This is a genomic window from Spartinivicinus ruber, from assembly GCF_011009015.1.
GTDB classification, from domain to species: Bacteria; Pseudomonadota; Gammaproteobacteria; order Pseudomonadales; family Zooshikellaceae; genus Spartinivicinus; species Spartinivicinus ruber.
The window spans coordinates 2,479,066-2,497,793 of sequence record NZ_CP048878.1 but is presented as its reverse complement, the minus strand read 5'-3'; the positions used below and the strand labels follow the sequence as shown (position 1 = coordinate 2,497,793).

Annotated in this window: 15 protein-coding genes; 10 read left to right on the top strand and 5 right to left on the bottom strand. The window is 42.8% G+C overall.

Annotated features, from left to right (window positions below; all coding sequences use genetic code 11):
• Positions 1 to 426 precede the first annotated feature (426 nt).
• The gene (locus tag G4Y78_RS11705) at positions 427 to 1,572 is read left to right on the top strand and encodes an IS4 family transposase (RefSeq protein WP_163833196.1); all 1,146 of its coding nucleotides are present in this window, start codon (positions 427 to 429) and stop codon (positions 1,570 to 1,572) included.
• 36 nt (positions 1,573 to 1,608) lie between these two features.
• On the opposite strand, the gene rlmKL is transcribed toward G4Y78_RS11705, so the two are convergent.
• Positions 1,609 to 3,783 (bottom strand): bifunctional 23S rRNA (guanine(2069)-N(7))-methyltransferase RlmK/23S rRNA (guanine(2445)-N(2))-methyltransferase RlmL, encoded by a 2,175-nt coding sequence (gene rlmKL / locus G4Y78_RS11700; RefSeq protein WP_163833195.1) that lies wholly within the window; start codon positions 3,781 to 3,783, stop codon positions 1,609 to 1,611.
• Between the two features lie 620 nt (positions 3,784 to 4,403).
• Here rlmKL and rmf point away from each other — a divergent pair.
• Positions 4,404 to 4,613: a ribosome modulation factor gene (gene rmf, locus G4Y78_RS11695; RefSeq protein WP_163833194.1), complete on the top strand. Its 210-nt coding sequence runs from the start codon at positions 4,404 to 4,406 to the stop codon at positions 4,611 to 4,613.
• 44 nt (positions 4,614 to 4,657) lie between these two features.
• Here rmf and G4Y78_RS11690 read toward each other — a convergent pair whose 3' ends face one another.
• The 3 genes from G4Y78_RS11690 to G4Y78_RS11680 all read right to left on the bottom strand — a co-directional run bounded on the left by G4Y78_RS11690 (position 4,658) and on the right by G4Y78_RS11680 (position 7,254).
• Positions 4,658 to 5,683, bottom strand: coding sequence for a quinone-dependent dihydroorotate dehydrogenase (locus tag G4Y78_RS11690; RefSeq protein ID WP_163833193.1), 1,026 nt, complete (start codon positions 5,681 to 5,683; stop codon positions 4,658 to 4,660).
• Between the two features lie 126 nt (positions 5,684 to 5,809).
• Entirely contained in the window at positions 5,810 to 6,586 is a 777-nt protein-coding gene (locus tag G4Y78_RS11685; protein ID WP_163833192.1) for a TerC family protein, read from the bottom strand.
• Positions 6,587 to 6,708: 122 nt separating this feature from the next.
• Complete coding sequence (locus G4Y78_RS11680) at positions 6,709 to 7,254, bottom strand: RNA 2'-phosphotransferase (RefSeq protein ID WP_163833191.1); 546 nt, start codon at positions 7,252 to 7,254, stop codon at positions 6,709 to 6,711.
• A gap of 367 nt (positions 7,255 to 7,621) precedes the next feature.
• Between G4Y78_RS11680 and G4Y78_RS11675 the strand changes: the two genes are divergently transcribed.
• The 8 genes from G4Y78_RS11675 (at position 7,622) to deoD (ending at position 15,356) form a co-directional block, all read left to right on the top strand.
• Complete coding sequence (locus tag G4Y78_RS11675) at positions 7,622 to 8,251, top strand: YjfI family protein (protein ID WP_163833190.1); 630 nt, start codon at positions 7,622 to 7,624, stop codon at positions 8,249 to 8,251.
• The gene (locus tag G4Y78_RS11670; protein ID WP_163833189.1) at positions 8,248 to 8,934 is read left to right on the top strand and encodes a PspA/IM30 family protein; all 687 of its coding nucleotides are present in this window, start codon (positions 8,248 to 8,250) and stop codon (positions 8,932 to 8,934) included. Before G4Y78_RS11675 ends, G4Y78_RS11670 begins: the two co-directional genes overlap by 4 nt.
• Before the next feature lie 104 nt (positions 8,935 to 9,038).
• A complete protein-coding gene (gene cdd, locus G4Y78_RS11665) occupies positions 9,039 to 9,515 on the top strand; it encodes a cytidine deaminase (RefSeq protein WP_408022085.1) in 477 nt (158 codons plus the stop codon).
• A gap of 180 nt (positions 9,516 to 9,695) precedes the next feature.
• Complete coding sequence (locus tag G4Y78_RS11660) at positions 9,696 to 10,928, top strand: NupC/NupG family nucleoside CNT transporter (RefSeq protein ID WP_163833187.1); 1,233 nt, start codon at positions 9,696 to 9,698, stop codon at positions 10,926 to 10,928.
• 221 nt (positions 10,929 to 11,149) lie between these two features.
• Positions 11,150 to 11,926: a deoxyribose-phosphate aldolase gene (gene deoC, locus G4Y78_RS11655; RefSeq protein ID WP_163833186.1), complete on the top strand. Its 777-nt coding sequence runs from the start codon at positions 11,150 to 11,152 to the stop codon at positions 11,924 to 11,926.
• Between the two features lie 116 nt (positions 11,927 to 12,042).
• Complete coding sequence (deoA, locus tag G4Y78_RS11650) at positions 12,043 to 13,389, top strand: thymidine phosphorylase (RefSeq protein ID WP_163833185.1); 1,347 nt, start codon at positions 12,043 to 12,045, stop codon at positions 13,387 to 13,389.
• Positions 13,386 to 14,603, top strand: coding sequence for a phosphopentomutase (locus G4Y78_RS11645; protein WP_163833184.1), 1,218 nt, complete (start codon positions 13,386 to 13,388; stop codon positions 14,601 to 14,603). Before deoA ends, G4Y78_RS11645 begins: the two co-directional genes overlap by 4 nt.
• A gap of 39 nt (positions 14,604 to 14,642) precedes the next feature.
• Positions 14,643 to 15,356 (top strand): purine-nucleoside phosphorylase, encoded by a 714-nt coding sequence (gene deoD, locus G4Y78_RS11640; protein ID WP_163833183.1) that lies wholly within the window; start codon positions 14,643 to 14,645, stop codon positions 15,354 to 15,356.
• 42 nt (positions 15,357 to 15,398) lie between these two features.
• Here the strand turns inward: deoD and G4Y78_RS11635 are convergent, their stop codons facing one another.
• Positions 15,399 to 18,707, bottom strand: coding sequence for an EAL domain-containing protein (locus G4Y78_RS11635; protein WP_163833182.1), 3,309 nt, complete (start codon positions 18,705 to 18,707; stop codon positions 15,399 to 15,401).
• Positions 18,708 to 18,728 lie beyond the last annotated feature (21 nt).

Here is an 18,728-nt window from a genome sequence, read left to right as displayed (position 1 = left end):
AAATTCTGTCACAATTAAAAAATATAATTACTTTAAAATACATCAACCAAAGCCAGCACCATATATACACAAACAACTGCCCTTGACTTGGTTTTTTAATAAAAATCCATTCCACAGCCTATTACATATAGGCTTATACTCATGAGTTTATGTATTTAGAATTAATTGGAGCGCAGAGAGTTAACTGATCCTCAGCAATTACTCCTGCATTGTTCTAATTGGTGGTATCCATACCACCAAGCATAAACTGCGTTCACACTGCCCTTGGTGCTTAGGCAACGACAACAAATCCTAAAAATCATTCGAGAAGTGCATATATCGCATTTCACTGCTGTCCCATAAGATTGAAACAAAAAAGGCTTAAGTCCCCATAAGTTGTTACAATGAGAGTGCAACCAAACACTGCAAAACCAGAGGATTTAAGCCTTGGCTCATCGTAACACAATCTTGCACCAAATACTTCAGTTGCTTTCTAGACATGAGTTTGAATCACTAGCCAATCAGCATCATACGGGTCAACGGCTACGTAAAATGACTCGGTGGGGGCAGTTTGTTGCGCTATTATTTGGTCAGCTCTCAGGTCGCAATAGTTTGCGTGACATCATTGATCACCTATCGATTCAGCAGCATAAACGCTATCACCATGGTATTGGAAATATCACCAGAAGTAGTTTGGCTCGTGTCAATGAACATCAACCCGCTACGCTTTATGAAGCCTTGTTTTATAAGCTATTAAATAAATGTCATCATCATCGGCCAGGGCATAAGTTTCGTTTTAAAAATCCATTGTATTCTCTTGATGCTTCAGTGATCGACTTGTGTTTATCCATGTTTCCTTGGGCAGATTTTCGAACAAGTAAAGGTGCTATCAAGTTACATGTTGGGTTTGATCATAATGGCTACTTGCCTGCATTTATGAGTATTACTGAAGGGAAATGCCATGAAATACAGATAGCACGCAGCCTTGATCTCCCCAAAGGGAGTATTCTTGCTGTAGACCGTGGCTACACTGATTATCGCTGGTTTAATACTTTAAATGAGCAAGGAATCTTCTTTGTAACCCGACTAAAAAAGCAAGCCAAATACCGTGTACTAAAGCGCCACCCTACCGACAATAGCAGTACAGTCACTTCTGATCAGCACATTCAGTTGACTAGCCAACAAGGGGCTGTTTATAAAGGTCATTTACGTCGTATCGGTTTTAAATGCCCAGAGACTGGCAACCAATATTACTTTTTAACTAATAATAGTAAGCTTGCAGCCAGCACCATTGCAGCTATTTACAAAGAACGCTGGAAAATAGAGCTATTTTTTAAGTGGATAAAGCAAAACCTAAAGATAAAATCGTTTGTCGGTACCTCTAAAAATGCCGTGTTAACCCAGATATGGGTAGCCATGTGTGCTTATTTGCTCGTCGCTTATCTAAAATTTTCTCATGGAATAACACTATCGATCACTCAAATAGCTCGACTCATACAACTCACTTTGTTTGAGCGTAGAGAGCTTAAAGCATTATTTACACCCTCACCACCGAATAATACAGATGATCATAAGCAAATGAGGATGCTGTAAATGTGGGACAGCAGTGATCGCATTTATACTTTTAATTTAATATCTTATCTCCCAACACCGATGAATTTTAGCATTACGCTGATAATCTGGATCTATGGTTGCTGGCGTAATTTCTTTGATCTGGTATTTTTCTAGTAAAGCTTCATCCAACTTAAACTTGCGGAAGTTATTTGAAAAATACAGCACACCTTCTCGAGTTAACAGCTTCATTGCTTGGCTAATCAACTCACTATGATCACGCTGTATATCAAAGTCTTTATTAAGCTTTTTTGAGTTAGAAAATGTGGGGGGGTCAATAAAAATTAAATCATACCGCTGGCTTTGTTCTTTTAACCACTCAAGACTATCCGCCTCAATGAGTTGATGGCGCTGCTGGGAAAAACCATTTAATCTAAAGTTTTTATCTGCCCAATTTAAATAAGTTTTGGACAAATCAACACTAGTGGTTTTCACTGCACCACCTTTAGCTGCATGGACGGATGCGGATGCGGTATAACAAAATAGGTTTAAAAATCGCTTGCCTTTTGCTTGCTGTTGAATAATATGGCGAATGGGGCGATGATCTAAAAATAATCCAGTATCCAGGTAATCTTGTAAGTTCACCAACAGCTGACAACCATATTCATCAATTTGAATAAACTCACCTCGGTTGTTGTGTTTTTGATACTGCTTTTTACCTTGTTGTTGTTCTCGTCGCTTAACAATAACCTGTTTCTCAGGAATACCTAATACCACAGGTATTGCACTAATTACGTCGTTTAACCGGGCAGATGCTTTTACAGGATCAATAGATTTAGGTGGTGCGTATTCCTGAACATGCACCCAATCATTATAACAGTCGATTGCGACAGCATATTCAGGCATATCTGCATCATATAATCGATAACAATGAATATTTTGCTGTTTACGCCACTTTTTTAATTGCTTTAGATTTTTCTTCAACCGATTAGCAAACATCTCTGCCCCCTTCGATAGCCGGACAGTTGCTGCCTGTGGCGGTAGTTCTCCCTGTACAGATTTAGCCGAAGGTGTTGTATCTTCTGGAATTGCAAATAAGTAAAGAGCACACTCTAACGCTCCATTATACAACTTATAGTGTTTATGGGAGCGCAAACGGGTTCGTCTGGCCAAATCAGCACTACTGGTAAGGAAAGCAGCCTGCCAGCCAGTAAAGCATTCCTGCATTTTTTCGCCCAAGTGCTGATAGAGATAAACCAAACTGGCTTCATTACCAAGCCGTTCACCATAAGGAGGATTGGTTATCATTAAACCTGTTGGTATATGTTCCAAGGATTTGGGAGTTAGTTGGGCCAAGTCCAGTTGTTTAAGCTTAACGATACCCGCCAGCCCTGCCCGTTCAATATTAGCTTGAGCCTTGGTCAACACCTTATAACCCGGCTCAAAACCACAGATGACGGGCATTGTTTGACTCATGCCCTGTTCACGACGCTGCTTAGCCTCTGCTACCAGCTTATTCCATAAAGCAGGAATATGGCCCAGCCAGCCTTGGAAACCAAAATAATGCCTTAGTAGACCAGGCGCAATATCAGCTGCCATCATCCCTGCTTCAATTAATAAAGTACCAGCCCCACACATTGGGTCGACCAAGCTGGCCGACTGGGCTTTCAAACCTGACCAGCCCGCCCGAATCAGCATGGCAGTCGCCAGGTTTTCTTTTAGTGGTGCAGCACCTGCTTCACGCCGATAGCCACGCTCGTGTAAGCTAACTCCAGCTAAATCAATCGCTACCGTCACCTTATCATGCTTTAACCGCACTGATACGCGAACCGCCGGGTGCTCTTTAGCAATATTCGGGCGCTTACCATATTTATTCCGAAACTGATCAACAATAGCATCCTTTACCGTTAGCGCGCCAAAACGACTATTGCGGATAGCAGGGGAAGTACCAACAAAATCAATTAAAAAGTCGCTATCAACATCAATATGGTCAGCCCAGTCGATCGTTTGTATTTGTCGATACAACGCTTCTTTAGAGCTTACAGGTAATTCAGCTAACTGAAGCAATATGCGATTGGCCAACCTAGACCATAAACAAGCCCGATAGGCCGTTTCCATTGATCCTAAAAAATTGACGGCAGCTACTGTTTGCTTGATTTCACTGCCACCCAGCTGGCTCAATTCATCCGCCAACAGCTGTTCCAAGCCTTTTGGGCAAGTAGCAGTCAATTGAAAGTGTGTAGGGTTAGTCATTACCGCATTGCTCATTCGCTGATTTAGCGGCGCATTCTAACGTAGTTAACTGGGTAGTCCAGTATTATCCAGCTTCAGATATATCCGGGCTAATCACTCAACAATAACGCCAATGAATTATAAAGAATAATCATAACTTACCATTCGGCACTTTTTTCACTTGTGCTGGTCCATACTTATACATAGATTAGGAGAGTAGAAAACAGAGCACTTAGGATACCAACTGGTACTGCAGCTAAGCCATAACCAACAATCAAAATAGCAGTCATCACAAGTTAATAGTTGCTACTAACAGCACGCTCCAAGGCAAGAAGGATCAAGGGTTATAGGAGTGTTATATAAAAACGAATATGTCTATTCTTAATCAATTCTTAACACAAGTTACGCAATACGCTATTCATAACATAACTCCTTCATCAAATTGAGGTGGAGCAAAGGTATGCACTTTATCTTCAACCCAACTTTTGCAGCCTTCAAGGTGAGTGAGTTAAAAGGTTGCCCTTTTACCGGGCACTACAGATTTGTAGCAACCTAACTTGTTACAAATGAAAGTAGTACCAAAACCTCAAGAGAAGTTTCTGGCATTAATCCAGATAATAACCAGTGAGGCCAATCACACTATGAGAAGACATAAAAGAAGCAAAGTAGAAAGAGCATTTCAAAAAGGTTATCAAATTGGAATTTCAGGCCGTTCGCGGGATCTCTGCCCCCATGGTCAAGATGAGATAAAACAGTCGTGGTTAAATGGCTGGCGAGAGGGGTGGTCAGATCAATGGGACGGTTATACCGGAGTATCCGGTGTACATAAAATATATTCTAAACGTTACTGACTTTGCTGATTCACACTGGCCCGCTTAAGCGGGCCATTTTCTTTTTAACGGTTTTTTATTGCCATTACCCCTTCTACCGCATCGCGAATCAGTTGTGGCCCTTGATAAATGAACCCACTGTAAATTTGCACTAATGAGGCACCTGCTTCAATTTTGGCAGCAGCACTGGCGGCATTATGAATACCACCCACACCAATAATAGGTATCTGCTCTTTTAAAACTTCGGCCAGCTGCTTGACTACAGCTGTTGACTGCTCAGCCAAAGGCGTACCACTCAAACCACCCTGCTCACTACCGTAGGGTAAATGACTGACCTGACTTTTATCAATGGTAGTATTAGTGGCAATCACGCCATCTAGTTTATGCGCTAACAGTACTTCTGCTACTTGAGTGGTTTCGTCAGCAGTCATATCTGGAGCAATCTTAACCACTAAGGGCACGTGTTTTTGATGTTGATCAGCTAATTCCGACTGTGCAGTTTTCAACCTGGCTAATAATGCAGCTAACGCATCACCGTATTGTAGATTTCTTAGTCCTGGTGTATTAGGTGAGGAAATATTAACAGTCACATAATCAGCATAGGGATACACTTTTTTCAAGCAAATTAAATAATCATCAACTGCTTTATCCACTGGGGTATCCAGGTTTTTTCCAATATTAATTCCAAGCACTCCCTGATAGCGATTGCGCTTAACCTGTTCAACCAGATGATCCACCCCTTTGTTATTAAAGCCCATCCGATTGATAATAGCCTCAGCCTCTGGTAGTCGAAATAACCGTGGTTTGGGATTACCCGGCTGTGGTCGTGGGGTTACCGTGCCCACTTCAATAAACCCAAAACCTAATGCTCCTAATCCGGCTAGGTAATCAGCATTTTTATCCAGCCCAGCCGCTAGCCCCACGGGGTTAGCAAAACGAATTCCCATGACTTCAACTGGCTGTTCTGGAATAGGCTTGATAAAACGTTTGGTCAATCCCAATCGCTCTCCTGCCCCGATCATATCCAACCCTAACTCATGGGAAGTCTCTGCTGAAAATTTAAACAACAGCTGACGCACAAGCTGATACATAATACCCCTTAAACAAAAAATGCTGATTAACTTGTCCAGTCGTATTATAACCTTGGCAAGTTAACCAGCACCACTTTGATATCTTTGTCTTAAAGCTTTTATAAAAATATCGGCTTAATTCATTAATTAACTGCCCTTCAGCTGTTGATCAACTTCCTGTTCTTTTTCAAGCAAGGTACGGTGCAAGTGAACTGGCGCCTTGGATTTTCCTCGTGCTTTTAAATTTAATAGTTCAACTATTACCGAAAAGGCCATAGCAAAATAAATGTAGCCTTTTGGAATATGCATATCTAAACCTTCCCCCACCAGCGCGGTACCAATCAATACTAAAAAGCTTAATGCCAGCATTTTTATAGTGGGATTTCTATCCACAAAATCACTGATAGCTTTCGCGGAGAGCATCATGACCAATACAGAAATAATAATGGCTAATACCATTACCGGCACATGCTTTGCCAAACCAACTGCAGTGATCACAGAATCCAAAGAAAAAACAATATCAATAATGGCAATTTGCACTAAAATCGCCGTAAAGCTAGCTGCTGCTTTGTGCTGACTATGCTCCCCCTCTCCTTCTAAGGAATTATGAATTTCCAGGGTACTTTTACCAATTAAAAATAATCCACCACCTAGTAAAATAAGATCTCGTCCGGAAATATCCTGACCAAAGGCGCTAAACAAGTTATCCGTTAACCCCATTACCCAAGACAACGACAAAAGCAGGCCAATTCGCATAAACATGGCCAAACCTAATCCTACTATACGGGCTTTTTGTCGCTGTTCCTCTGGTAATCGCCCAACAAGAATTGAAATAAAAATAATATTGTCTATTCCCAGCACAATTTCCAATGCCGTTAAGGTAGCCAATGCCACCCAAGCTTCTGGCTGCGCAATCCACTCCATAATGTGCCTACTATTATCGTTAGTTAATAATGACTGCTTAAGGTAAAAGGATAGGGAAAATAATCAAGTCTCTTATTGCACTTTTTTCTAATCAACGCATGTTAATAATAGTGACTCGCTGGTTAAGCATCCCATTGAATATACTTAGCAGGTATCCGCTCGGTTAACCAAATGCTATCGATTGCCTGATAAAACTTAAACCCAGCCGCAGCCATGGCTTTAGCATCCACCACCAAAATATGCGGCACCCCATGTCTAGTTCCCACCTCATGCGCCGTCTGAGTATCTGCCGACAAGTGTACATGTTGGCGCCGCATCGATTGCACACCCTGATGACGAATTGATTTAATAAATCGCGTAGCAGTGCCATGATAAAGCACATCAGGCGGTGTGAGTGGCGGCAGTGATAACTCTACAGGAATAGAATGGCCTCGATTAGCGCGAATTTTTTGGCCACATTCACTTAAACTGAAACGCTTTTTGTCATTTGTTTCCACTATCAATAACAGCTTTTCCAAGTCAAGTGGAATTTTTTTCTGCTGGGCAGCTTCCAATAATTTGGTGACTTCAACCCACCCTTGAGGGTCTAAGGTTAACCCCACTTCATCAGGCCGGTGTCTGAGCACATAGCTCAACCATTTACTACAACGAATATCGGAGTTTGTCATGCTTACTACTATCTATTATTAAATTAATACTGCAACAATACAGTTAGTTAAAACACTTCATTTTAATTATATCAATGAACCAGTAAAAAACCTGTCCAATAATATTTCTTCGTCCCTAGTGGTCATACGCAAAACTAAGCAACCACTTTACTCATGAACCACTAACTAATTACTCAACTCACTGATGCAACAACCTCAAGTAAAGTTGCAAGAATACTAGAAATGAACTATTACATGTGAAACACTTTCATAGATCACCTGTCAAAGTAATCACATGTAATGAAAGGTAGACTTTTGGCAGCATCACATGTAAACTTTAATCATTACATGTAACAAATAAAACATGTATAACATCTAGGAGATTGTCATGACTCGCAAGTCTGGCGCCCACTATCAGCGACTGTTTAGAGAGCGCTTGCGGGCACAAGGCCTGATTAAAAAAGATGTCTGGATATTGCCAGAACATGCTTCTACTCTGCGACAAGTAGAAAAAGTTTTACGCCTACCAGACACGCAACCTAGCGATATAGAGAGGATCACAATGGCTGAACAAACCTTATGGAACACCCAGTCGCTGTATGAAGAGTTAAGCAAAGCAGAATTATTTAAATCTAATGCAGCCACCCTGGAGTTAATCGAAGGCACTGATCAATGCCTACATATAATGATGCACGAGTATGCCGATATTCCTGTATTCCTCAGCGTTTCTGGCGAACAAATTCTGGCAGAAGTTATTCTCTGGTCAACAGAAGAAATTAATGATGTCACTGCCTTTAACGAAGAGGTGTTGCGCACCCATAAGCTACTACCACTATCCAGTATTAGCTTAGATCGCTGGCCAGATGGTAAAGATTATTACTGTTTATTCGGCGCATTAAGCGCTACTTCAATTATCCCTAACATTGTATTTGAAGTAGAAACCCTGGCTGATAATGTCATCAAAGCATCTGAAGCCTACGAACGTTTTTTAATTAAGCAAGAAGGAGCAAGCGCATGAGCATCTGGGGCAAACTAATGACTGCCGTTCGTGGTGGCGCAACTGAAATTGGTGAAGCGATTGTTGATAATCAAGCCTTGCGTATTCTTGACCAAGAAATTCGTGATTCTGGTGAAGAGCTTAACCGCTCGAAAACCGCTCTGGCGAATATTATGGCAAAGGAAAAACTCGCTACAGATAAATGCAACCAGCTAAAAACGAAAATCAGTGAATATGAAACTTATGCAAGCCAAGCGCTTGAAAAAGGTAACGAGACGTTAGCAGTAGAAATTGCGGAAAAAATCGCTGACTATGAAGCTCAGCTAGCCTCTGAAGAAGAAGTAAAAGTTGGCTTCAGTCAAAGCGTAGAAAATTTACGTAAAGCCGTTGCCCATGCTGAAAGTAATTTAAAGCGTCTTAAGCAACAAGTCGATACTGTAAAAGCAACAGATAGTGTACAAAAAGCCCAAGCAGCCGTTGCAGCTCGTTATAGTGGTGCCAACTCCAAAATGCAAACTGCCACCGACTCGCTTGATCGCATCAAGAAAAAACAAGCTGAACGTGCTGCCCAAATGGAAGCCGCACAACAAATGTCAGAGGAACATGGTGACGCAAGCTTAGAGTCAAAAATGAAAGCTGCGGGCATTAAGCCTGGTGCATCCAGTGCCAATGATATCCTGGCTCGCTTAAAAGCAAAAAAATAAGGTTAACCCCCTTTTTTCAACCAGCCCTGCTACTTAGCAGGGCCTTTTCTTTCCCCAATTTAAAAAACACCCTTCCATTTTTATACTTGCTTTCTTGCTGCTAGTTGTTCAGCATTAGCTCCCGTTTGACATATAAGGAAAACACCATGACCTCTTTATCTGCAGAAGTGGTTGCGCAGATGAAAGCAGTGGCAAAGCAAGCGGCAGCTAACGCCTATTGCTGTTATAGCCAGTTTCCTGTGGGGGCTGCCCTGTTAATTGCTGATGGGCAGATAATTCCTGGCTGTAATGTGGAAAATATTTCCTATGGCCTGACCAACTGCGCTGAACGCACTGCCATTTATAGCGCTATCGCTCAAGGTATTAACAAGCAAACCATGCAAGCCATGCTGATTTATATGCCTGGTGATAAGCTTTATTCCCCTTGTGGTGCTTGTCGTCAAGTGATTGCTGAATTTCTAATAGCAGAAACGCCAGTTTATGCCACCTGTGATGACGAAAACCTGCTACACGAGTGGACCGTACAGTCACTATTACCAGCAGGCTTTAGCTTTGATGGTTTCAATACCACTAACTGTTAGCGTAATAACTATTAGTTAAAAAAATAACAATTCTTAAAATATAAACTTGTTTCAATAACCAGCGCAGTCGCAACACTTTGACAAAAGTGGTTTAAAACTTAACCAACAGGACAAAAAGCGTTTGCGACAGGCAATGAATTTGTAATAATTGGCCGCTTTAACGCTGGTTGAGGTAGACCCATGATCCTACAAATAATAATTAGCCTCGGGGGGATGCTCGTCCTACTGGGGATTGCCTTAGCACTTTCAAAAAACCGAAAAGCCATTAATCTACGTACTGTTGGGGGAGCTTTTGCGCTACAAATTATAATCGGTGCCTTTGTACTGTATACATCAATTGGACAAGATGTTTTAAATGCCATGGCTAGCGGCGTTAATGCCGTGATTACTCAAAGTAAAGCAGGAACTGAATTTTTATTTGGTGATCTGGCCAAATTTAAAGTGGGCTTTGTCTTTGCCATTAATGTATTAACTGTCATTATCTTTTTCTCTTCATTGATTGCCGTACTTTATTACCTGGGTATTATGCAACTGGTAATCCGCTTTATAGGTGGCGGCATTCAAAAATTACTGGGAACCAGTCGTCCCGAGTCTTTATCTGCTACTGCTAATATTTTTGTTGGGCAAACAGAAGCCCCTCTAGTGGTAAAACCCTTTATTCCCAGCATGACCCAGTCTGAACTATTTGCCATTATGGTGGGTGGTTTAGCTTCTGTTGCTGGTACTGTGCTAGCGGGTTATGCAGGCTTAGGTGCTGATATGCGGTTTCTGATTGCAGCCAGTTTTATGGCTGCACCAGGCGGTTTATTAATGGCAAAAATCATGATGCCTGAAACGGAAAAACCCCATCAGAACTTTGAAGAAGTACTAAAAGATGCAGACAAGCCCGCTAACGTAATTGACGCGGCAGCGGTAGGTGCTTCCAACGGCCTACGCTTGGCAGTTAATGTGGGTGCCATGTTGATTGCCTTTGTTGGGTTAATCGCTCTACTCAACTTCTGGTTAGGTGGCATAGGCGAATATTTTGGGGTTAAAGACCTTACTTTCCAATACTTGCTTGGTCAGCTGTTTTCACCGATTGCGTTTATTTTAGGGGTTCCTTGGAGTGAAGCTAATCAGGTGGGCTCATTAATTGGACAAAAGCTAATTTTAAATGAGTTTGTAGCCTATATGGATTTTGCCAGCATTAAAGACAGCTTATCCCCCACCTCTCAAGCCATTGCCACTTTTGCTCTCTGTGGTTTCGCCAACCTGTCTTCTATTGCCATATTATTAGGCGGATTAGGTAGTTTAGCACCATCACGTCGTCAGGACATTGCCAGAATGGGGATTAAAGCAGTTATTGCAGGTACACTCTCTAACTTAATGAGTGCAACTATTGCCGGGATTTTCTTAACCCTGGCTGCGTTATAAACGGAATAATTAGCACGTACTCAATAACAAGGGGCTTTTCAGTAGCCCCTTTGTTTTTTTATCAAGTTTCTCCAAATTATTTACTAATTTCACTTGATTTAGTGCTCAGGAAAAGGCATAAGAAAAAACTAGACCGATTGGACAACTTTTTGATTACACAGAGAGCTACCAACGCTTTGCCAGAGACATTACGACTGCAAACGCCATAAGAGTAACAATATATGACCAATTTAGCGCAAGCTGCTCAACAAGCTATCCAATTAATGGACCTGACCTCCCTCAACGATGATGATACGGTAGAGAAAATTATTCAGCTGTGTCAGCAAGCTCATAACACCGCTGCTGATACCGCTGCCGTTTGCGTCTATCCCCAGTTTGTTCCTATTGCCAAACAAACTTTAAAAGAAATGGGGTGTGACAATATCTTAGTAGCAACCGTAACAAATTTTCCTTCAGGAAGTGACAATATCGCCGCTGCGGAAGCAGAAACCCGTGCCGCTGTCGCTGACGGTGCCGATGAAGTGGATGTCGTATTCCCCTACCGTGCGTTAATGGCAGGCAATGAGCAAGTCGGCGCTGAGCTAGTTGCTGCTTGTAAAAAAGCTTGTGGTGAAAAAACTAAATTAAAAGTCATTATTGAAAGTGGTGAATTAAAAAATCCAGCGTTAATTGAAAAAGCCAGCCTTATCAGTATTCAAGCAGGTGCTGATTTTATCAAAACCTCCTCTGGTAAAGTGCCCGTAAATGCGACCATAGAAGCTGCAGAAATTATGCTCAATGCCATTAAAGTCACAGGCAGTCACTGCGGTTTTAAAGCAGCAGGTGGGGTACGCAATGCTGAGCAAGCCGCAGAGTTTTTATCCCTTGCGAAAAATATCCTAGGTAGCGACTGGGTTAATGCCAGTCATTTTCGCTTTGGTGCCAGCAGCTTGTTAGCCAACCTATTAACCACCTTAGGCCACCAAAAGGAAACCCATACAACAAGTACTGGCTACTAGGTAAATAACCTGCAAACGATAACACAATTAAAAATGTTAATTTAAATATCCTTCAGGTTACTCCTTTCAAGGGTGTAACCACTCAAGAAGGCTATAAAACCAATAGGAGGTGTAGGATGTATCTACCTCAAGAAATTATTCGCCAAAAGCGCGATGGCCACTTGTTGAGTAACGAACAGATACAATTTTTTGTTGAGGGAATAACCTCAGGCAAAGTCAGTGAAGGCCAAATTGCTGCGCTCGCGATGGCTATTTATTTTAATGACTTAACCATGAGTGAGCGGGTCGCATTTACCCAAGCGATGCAACACTCTGGCGATGTACTGAACTGGGATGATTTACAGCTACCCGGCCCCATTCTGGACAAACACTCGACTGGCGGCGTTGGCGATGTTGTCAGCCTAATGTTGGGACCCATGATCGCCGCCTGTGGCGGTTATGTCCCAATGATTTCAGGCCGAGGCTTAGGCCACACGGGCGGCACATTGGATAAACTAGACAGTATTCCAGGCTATAACACCCACCCAGACAACCCCTTGTTTAGAAAAGTGGTAAAGGAAGTCGGTGTGGCCATTATTGGTCAGACAGCCAACCTAGCTCCTGCCGATAAGCGGGTCTATGGCATTAGGGATGTCACCGCAACGGTGGAATCCGTTGCAATGATTACCTGCTCAATCTTGTCTAAAAAACTAGCGGCGGGACTGGATGCCCTGGTGATGGATGTAAAAGTTGGTTCAGGTGCCTTTATGCCCAGTTACGAGAAATCTAAAGAGCTGGCAGAAAGTATTGTTCAAGTAGCTAATGGGGCAGGTGTTGCCACCAGCGCCCTACTCACTGATATGAACCAAGTACTAGCCAGCACCGCGGGTAATGCTGTTGAAGTAAGAGAAACGGTTGACTATTTAACTGGGCGTTATCGCAACCCACGGCTGCACCAAGTAACCATGGATTTATGTGCTGAGCTGCTGGTGTTGGGCAAACTGGCAGATTCTATCCCAGCAGCCAGAGATAAGCTGAGCTTGGCCTTAGAAAGCGGCAAAGCTGCCGAAATATTTGCGGAAATGGTCAGTGCACTGGGCGGCCCTACTGATTTACTGGAAAAGCCAGCGAGCTACCTCCCCTTAGCACCCGTCAGTAAACCCGTGTTATCACCACAAGCGGGTACTATATCAACGATGAATACTCGTGAGCTGGGTATTGCTGTGGTCAAACTGGGTGGCGGCAGACAACGGGCGTCCGATACTATTGATTATCAGGTGGGCTTATCTGATATCGTGACGTTAGGCACAAAGGTTGACAAAGGCCAGCCTTTAATGACAATTCATGCCCAAAGCGAAACCGACTGGCAAGCAGCTGCCGAACATGTTTTAGCCAACTTGGCCTGGTCGGCTGAAACACCAGAGAAAATGCCTTGCGTCTATGAGCGAATTGACTTAGCAAGCTGCCAAGAGAAACCCTTATGAAACGAGCCTTGATTTTAGTCCTGGATTCCTTTGGTATTGGCGCGACAGCCGATGCGGAGAAGTTTGGCGATATAGGTGCAGACACCCTAGGCCATATCGCAGAGGCCTGCGCTAACGGTTCAGCAAGCGATGGTCGCAACGGTCCCCTCTCCCTCCCCAATTTATCCAAGCTAGGGCTGATGCATGCCGCAAAAGGAAGCACTGGCCAATTTCCCCTGGGCGTAGAAACGAATATTGAATTAATTGGTGCATACGGCCATGCCAAAGAACTGAGTAGTGGCAAAGATACTCCCAGTGGTCACTGGGAAATTGCCGGGGTACCAGTGTTATTCGACTGGGGATATTTTTCGGCGCAGCAACAAAGCTTTCCACCAGAGCTGCTGGAAAAACTAATTGAGCGAGGCAAATTACCTGGCGTATTGGGTAACTGTCATGCCTCGGGCACCACAATTATTCAGCAGCTAGGTGAAGAACATATCAAAATGGGTAAGCCTATTGTGTACACGTCAGCCGATAGTGTTTTTCAAATTGCCTGTCATGAAGAAAGCTTTGGCTTAGAAAGGCTTTATGAGCTGTGTGAAATTGCCCGTGAGCTTTGTAATGAATACAACATTGGTCGGGTAATTGCTCGTCCCTTCGTTGGTGATCATCCAGATAATTATAACCGTACCGGCAACCGCCGTGATTATGCTGTACCTCCCCCTGCCCCAACTGTGCTGGATAAACTGGCAACTGCTGGAGGAGAAGTCATCAGTATCGGTAAAATTGCTGATATTTACGCTCATCAGGGTATTACCCAAAAAGTCAAAGCCACTGGCTTGGATGCTTTATTTGATGCCACCCTGGCAGAGATGGATAACACAGGCAACAACAGCATTATTTTCACTAATTTTGTTGATTTTGATTCATCCTACGGCCACCGCCGTGACATAAATGGCTATGCCTGTGCCTTAGAGTATTTTGATCAGCGACTGCCAGAGTTACTGAATAAGATGCAAGCAGAGGATATTCTGATCATAACTGCCGACCATGGTTGTGACCCTAGCTGGCCAGGCTCTGACCACACCCGTGAGCATATCCCTGTATTAGTTTATGGTCAGTCCATTCCCGCTCAAGATTTGGGTCAACGGGAAACCTTTGCAGACATAGGCCAAAGCCTCGCCCGTTATTTCAATTTAACCCCGATGGAATACGGCACTTCATTTTTACAATAATTCATCACATTTTTATAAGTCCGAACAGGAGCAAAAATAATGGCTACTCCTCATATCAGTGCAGCCCCAGGTGATTTTGCCGAAACAGTATTAATGCCAGGCGACCCATTAAGAGCTAAATTTATTGCCGAAACCTTCCTAACCGATGCTAAGTGCATAACTGAAGTACGCAATATGTTTGGCTACACCGGCACCTACCAAGGCTGTCGTATTTCGGTAATGGGCTCAGGTATGGGCATTCCCTCCATGTCAATTTATGCGAAAGAATTAATTACCGACTATAACGTTAAAAAAATTATTCGTGTGGGTAGCTGTGGTGCAGTTGATGATAGTATTAAACTGCAAGATATTATTATTGGTATGGGTGCCAGCACCGATTCTAAAGTCAACCGGATTCGCTTCAATGACTACGACTTTGCAGCCATTGCCGATTATCAATTATTAGCCAATGCCGTTACAGCGGCTCAACAAAAACAATTACCCGTGCGCGTGGGTAATGTATTTTCATCAGATCTATTTTATACCCCTGACCAACAACTATTTGAACTAATGGCAAAATACCAGGTATTAGCCGTTGAAATGGAAGCAGCCGGATTATATGGAGTAGCTGCGGAATACGGCGCTCATGCCCTGGCGATTTTTACCGTCAGTGACCATATTACCCGCAATGAAAAACTCAGTGCTGAAGAACGCCAAACCAGCTTTAAGCAAATGATTGAATTAGCACTTGACTCTATTTTATTAGATAAATAACGACTGTAGGCGTCTCTAAAAAGAGTAATTTTTAGCGACGCCCTAAATAGAGAATTTCATTTCCTCGCCATTCTCTCCCCGATTTTGGGTAAACTGCCTGACGATTTCATCAGGGCTGACGGGGCCACAAAATAAATATCCTTGAGCTTCATCACACAACTGCTGTTGTAGAAACTGCTGTTGTTCAAGGGTTTCAACTCCTTCCGCGACAGTGCGAATGCCCATACTTTTCGCCAGATTAATAATAGCTCTAACAATACCTGCTTGATCTACTTCATGACCACCAACTGTAGAGATTTGATGGATAAATTGCTTATCGATTTTTACACAACTAATGGGCAATCGGTTTAAATAACTTAACGATGAATAACCAGTACCAAAATCATCAATGGCTACGCCTACGCCGATATCTTTAAAGTGATGGAGTAATACACTATTTTTCTCCACATTTTTCATCACGGCAGATTCAGTTAATTCAATTTCCAAGTCACTACCACTCAACCCATATTCAGACAAAACCTGCTGAATAAACTTATGCAGCTGATTATTTTGCAACTCAGTCTCTGAAACATTTACCGCTATTTTGACAGGTAGTCCTGCTGCTTTCCATTCCTGAGACTGCCTACAAGCTTCAGTCACCACCCAGCGCCCCAGACTATGAATTAACCCAGAATTTTCTGCGATAGGAATAAATTCCAATGGCATCACTTCACCAAACTCTGGGTGAGTCCAGCGAGTTAACACTTCAACACTAGTATATTGCCCAGTTATTAAATTGGTTCGGGGCTGAAATGTCAGATACATTTGTGGTGAGCCAATGGCTTTTTGTAAATCTTTTTCCAGTTTCACCCGCCGCTGCATAACCTCAGCCTGTTCTTCCTTGAATAGCGATACATGCAGTCCTTTATGTTTAGCTTGATACATTGCAATATCAGCATTTTTAAATAGCTCGCTTAAGTTATCACCATCTTCTGGATAACAAGCAATACCAATACTAGCGCCTAACTCAATTGGGTGTTCATTAATATGGCAGGGTTCATCAAGAGCCTCGCGAATTCGATTTGCTAATTGCAAAGCAGTTAACGAATTACATTCAGGCAAAATAATCGAAAACTCATCGCCACCTTGACGACACAAGGTATCTACTTCCCTTAAACTAGCCTTTACCCGTTGGCCAATTTCAATGAGTACCGCATCCCCCACATCATGGCCAAGAGTATCATTAACTTGTTTAAATTTATCCAAGTCAATGACCATAACACCCATACTCTTATTCTGACGCTTAGCCATCGCTAAACTTTGCCTAGCCCGCTCCATCAATAAACGACGATTCGGCAAGTTGGTAAGTGAATCATAAAAAGCCAGGTTTTCAATTTGCTCCATCCGCCGAACCCGCTCAGAAATATCTTTATGAATGCCAATCACACGACGGGGGTTGCCTTCTACATCAATATCCACCACTTTGCCACGGGATAAGACATGAATTAATTCACCATTACTGCGATACATCCGAAACTGATCTTCATACTCACCATGCCGACAAATATGGTCGCTAATAAAGGCTTTGGCTTTTGGTAAGTCATCCGGGTGAACATATTGCAGCCAAGCCTGAGGATCATTTTCAAATTCGGTGCTGGCATAACCCAACATGGCAATATATTGTGGACTATAAAAAATACTTTGGGTAACCAGGTCATAATCCCAAATACCTTCATCTGCTACTTCAAATGCATAACGTAATTGTTCTTCACTGCGTTTTAAGCGTTCTTCCGCCTCCTTACGCCGGGTAATGTCTGTCAGAGTTCCCAACATACGAATCGGCTTTTTATTACGGTCAAACTGCGCTTTGCCCCGTTCCAACACCCAAATATAATGACCATCTCGGTGTTTTTTACGGTGTTCACTTAAATAAAACTCACTGTCTTCACAGGTATGTGCCTGGCATTCTTTAATGGTTCGCTCACGATCTTCAGGGTGAATTAAACTTAACCACTCTTCGCCATTTAAAATCATATTTTCCTGGCTGTAACCCAACATCTCGTACCAGCGTGGGGAGTAAAATAATATCCCTTCATGTATTTCCCAGTCCCATATACCATCTTGGCTACCCTCTAAAGCCAGCTGCCAGCGCTGCTCAGAACGCACTAGTTTACCAATCGCTCGATGCTGCTCAGTTATATTGACAGCAAATGCTGTCACCCCATTAATAAAACCATCACTGCTCAACATAGGGGTATATCGAAAATCAAATACTTCTGCTTCTTGATCAGGTAATTCATAACGGCGCTCAACCTGTACTGTTTCACCCCGAACAATCTGATTAAAAAAGCGAATCCCCTCATCCTCGCTAGAAAACTCTACCGCAACAGGTAAATATTCTATTCCTATTTTAATTTCAGTTTTGGTATACCGTTTCATCAGCTCAAAATGAGTTTCATTAAAAAAGGTATATTTAAAATCCATATCCAGAGAAAATACTTGAATGGAGGGGTTATCTAACAACTCATGCCCCCGCCACTCCCCTATGCCAGGCATCAACACATCAGTGGCGCCTTCCTCTGCTGCTTTTTCGGGGTTTTGTAATAATTCCAATGCTTTTTGGGTTTCGAGCAATTCCTGCTGAAGCTCTTTTAAATTTCTAAAAATCGAAAAGATGGGCTTTCGCCACTCAGACAAATCCGGTAAAGGTTCAACTCGCAAACCAATTGCCATCCACATACAGGCCATTAACGTGGCTACCCCACTGGCTAACCAGGCATAGGCCAGTAAGTCTTGTCCTGCTAAATAACTGAGTTCTGCCAAGTTATGGCGTAATACTGAATCAACCAGCAAAATCAACAACATGGTGATTCCAAGCCGGAGGGTGGCTGAAATCCCAGGCATTAACCAAACCAGGATTTCCCATAAAATCGCCATTGATACCAACATTAACATTGAGATGGCCGCACTCACCAAGGAAGGCAGTACCATAGAGCGAATGTGCATTGGAGAACCATCCGCAACCAGGCTGGTATTGAGTGAGGCAAGACCAAGATTAATCAGTGGCACCAAACTACTGGTAATGATTAAACCAATGGCCACCCGCGCCGCAAAAGGCCCTTCGTACAGGTACAGCAAAATGACGCCAAAGATCATGCCACTGTACACGGTAATATCCACCAACATTAATGACATTGGCTCTTTGACGATACGAAAATCTGCATAGCCGTAACGCCAGGCCAGCACACTGAAAATAATCAGTGCTCCATACAGCAGCGCTAGGGTAAAGTTTTTTCGAAGCCTATGACAAAGGCAAACTACCCCTTGAATAACAATCAGGTTGACAATAAAGCTCGGCAGCTCTTCCAGCACGCCAACCCCCTTAATAAAACA

Excerpts from the sequence above, each read along its gene's own strand:
- rlmKL (WP_163833195.1), bottom strand. The coding sequence starts at position 3,783 with ATGACTAACCCTACACACTTTCAATTGACTGCTACTTGCCCAAAAGGC.
- rmf (WP_163833194.1), top strand. The coding sequence starts at position 4,404 with ATGAGAAGACATAAAAGAAGCAAAGTAGAAAGAGCATTTCAAAAAGGT.
- G4Y78_RS11690 (WP_163833193.1), bottom strand. The coding sequence starts at position 5,683 with ATGTATCAGCTTGTGCGTCAGCTGTTGTTTAAATTTTCAGCAGAGACT.
- G4Y78_RS11685 (WP_163833192.1), bottom strand. The coding sequence starts at position 6,586 with ATGGAGTGGATTGCGCAGCCAGAAGCTTGGGTGGCATTGGCTACCTTA.
- G4Y78_RS11680 (WP_163833191.1), bottom strand. The coding sequence starts at position 7,254 with ATGACAAACTCCGATATTCGTTGTAGTAAATGGTTGAGCTATGTGCTC.
- G4Y78_RS11675 (WP_163833190.1), top strand. The coding sequence starts at position 7,622 with ATGACTCGCAAGTCTGGCGCCCACTATCAGCGACTGTTTAGAGAGCGC.
- G4Y78_RS11670 (WP_163833189.1), top strand. The coding sequence starts at position 8,248 with ATGAGCATCTGGGGCAAACTAATGACTGCCGTTCGTGGTGGCGCAACT.
- G4Y78_RS11660 (WP_163833187.1), top strand. The coding sequence starts at position 9,696 with ATGATCCTACAAATAATAATTAGCCTCGGGGGGATGCTCGTCCTACTG.
- deoC (WP_163833186.1), top strand. The coding sequence starts at position 11,150 with ATGACCAATTTAGCGCAAGCTGCTCAACAAGCTATCCAATTAATGGAC.
- deoA (WP_163833185.1), top strand. The coding sequence starts at position 12,043 with ATGTATCTACCTCAAGAAATTATTCGCCAAAAGCGCGATGGCCACTTG.
- G4Y78_RS11645 (WP_163833184.1), top strand. The coding sequence starts at position 13,386 with ATGAAACGAGCCTTGATTTTAGTCCTGGATTCCTTTGGTATTGGCGCG.
- deoD (WP_163833183.1), top strand. The coding sequence starts at position 14,643 with ATGGCTACTCCTCATATCAGTGCAGCCCCAGGTGATTTTGCCGAAACA.